General features: G+C 56.7%; 3 protein-coding genes. 2 read left to right on the top strand and 1 reads right to left on the bottom strand.

What is annotated here, in order from left to right; all coding sequences use genetic code 11:
- On the top strand, positions 1-356 hold a 356-nt coding region (locus B2W52_RS04920), incomplete at its 5' end, for a pyrimidine/purine nucleotide monophosphate nucleosidase domain-containing protein (protein ID WP_286801680.1).
- A gap of 24 nt (positions 357-380) precedes the next feature.
- On the opposite strand, the gene B2W52_RS04915 is transcribed toward B2W52_RS04920, so the two are convergent.
- The gene (locus B2W52_RS04915) at positions 381-716 is read right to left on the bottom strand and encodes a c-type cytochrome (protein WP_053113218.1); all 336 of its coding nucleotides are present in this window, start codon (positions 714-716) and stop codon (positions 381-383) included.
- Positions 717-935: 219 nt separating this feature from the next.
- Between B2W52_RS04915 and B2W52_RS04910 the strand changes: the two genes are divergently transcribed.
- Positions 936-1,358: enoyl-CoA hydratase/isomerase family protein (locus B2W52_RS04910; RefSeq protein ID WP_286801676.1), on the top strand; the 423-nt coding region annotated here is incomplete at its 3' end.

Genomic DNA, 1,358 nt, shown 5'->3' with positions numbered 1-1,358 from the left:
GCGCCATGCAGGATGCCTATTATTTCAACTGGATGCTGAAGATCGACCCGGTGTTCCAGCTGCCGTTCGAGCCCAATCACGACAACATGCGGGCGCTGGAGCTGCACCGGGACCAGCCTGTGCACCTTATCGCTGCGAATTTGCGCAAGGCCTTCAGTGGCATTGTTGCCGGTAACGTCAAGGAGGGTGGCATACGACAGGTTCAGGAGAAGGGGCCATTCGAAATCGCAGGCGACCCGACTCTGATAAAACCGCTCGAAGCCATGCTCGAGCAGTTTGTGACCCAGAACCGAATGAAACTACCGGGTTCTTCGGCTTACAGACCGAGCTATCGCATCGTCAGCGGAGCGGCCTGAGCCGCTTCGCTGACAGGGTAAGGCTTACTTGCCGCCGTCTGCCGGCAGACTGGCGTAGTAGGCCGCGAGGTTGGCGATATCAGTGTCACTCAGGGCAGCAGCCTGCCCCTGCATAATCGCAGCCTGGCCGCCAGAGCGTTGCTTGTTCTTGTACGCCTTCAGGGCCGATACCAGGTACTGCTCGTTCTGGCCCGCCAGGTTCGGGTATGTCGGAATTTGCGCAAGACCATTCTGGCCATGGCACGCAGCACAGACAGCCGCCTTGGCCTTGCCGGCTTCGGCATCTGCGGCAGAAACTACTGCAGGCACAGCAGCGCCAAGCGCAAAAATTCCCGCAACAGCGTAGTGTTTCAGATTCATTGTTATTACCCTCTCATCGTCATTTTCCAGATTTTAAGGCCGGTTCGGAGGCCGGGCACTAAACTGACTTGCACTTATAGCACAGAGCGGGGCAACCTCAAATGCGATAGGTCAAGGACATCTTTTCGACGTTAGTCCTCTTTCCTGTTCTGGCTATTAGGGTGAAAGTACGTTCGATTCCGTATCCAAGATTGATTTAATTCTCCGGAGAAAACGCCAATGTCTGTAGAGGCCGAGGAACTTGCATGCCGCGAAGGGCACATGGGTGTTCTGACACTGAACTCCCCGGGCACTCTCAACGCGCTTTCCGAACACATGATCGAGCAGATCCAGGACATCCTGGACCGCTGGGCCAATGATGACCGAATCTGCATCGTGGTCATTCAGGGCGCCGGTGAGAGAGCCTTTTGCGCCGGCGGTGATATCCGCGAACTCTATGATGCAATTCTCGATGGGCAAGAGCCGGAGAAACCGGTACGGTTTTTCAGCCGGGAATACCGGATGGATTACAGCATTCACCGCTTTCCGAAACCTGTGCTTGGCATTGCCCACGGCGTGGTGATGGGTGGTGGACTTGGCGTGTTTGCCGGCTGCCGGTATCGGCTGGTGACGCCGGATGTCACCCTGGCCATGCCCGAGATC

The sequence above is a fragment of the Marinobacter sp. UBA2498 genome (assembly GCF_002341575.1).
In the GTDB taxonomy this organism is placed as follows: Bacteria; Pseudomonadota; Gammaproteobacteria; order Pseudomonadales; family Oleiphilaceae; genus Marinobacter; species Marinobacter manganoxydans.
This window is presented reverse-complemented; position numbering and strand designations above follow the sequence as displayed.